General features: G+C 52.8%; 1 protein-coding gene. It reads left to right on the top strand.

Annotated elements, in window-relative coordinates; genetic code table 11:
• A partial coding sequence (locus tag BLO31_RS23990; protein WP_175443280.1) for a hypothetical protein occupies positions 1-320 on the top strand: 320 nt, incomplete at both ends.

Raw genomic sequence — 320 nt, 5'->3', positions numbered from 1 at the left:
CTGATGGCAATATCATTATCGATGTGATCGACCCGAACAGCAATCAGCCAACTGGTGAAAAAGGTGCCTTGGTAATCGACGAGCAAGGTCAAGCCAGCCTCGCACCGCTGCCACAAGTGTTGGTCAATGACGAAGGCGTTGTGATTAACGGCAACGGCGATGTGGTCACTGGTTCAAACGGTGAAACTTATCGCCCTAACTACGATGATGACGGCACGCCTATCACAGACGCAGCGGGTGATCTGGTACTGGATGTACAACGTCCAGACGGCAGTGTGGATAACAATGGCGCCACAATGCAGATGGCCGACAATGGCACC

The sequence above is a fragment of the Vibrio sonorensis genome, from assembly GCF_001854765.1.
Taxonomy (GTDB): Bacteria; Pseudomonadota; Gammaproteobacteria; order Enterobacterales; family Vibrionaceae; genus Vibrio; species Vibrio sonorensis.
The sequence above is the reverse complement of the archived record's forward strand: the minus strand, read 5'-3'. Positions and strand labels throughout refer to the sequence as shown.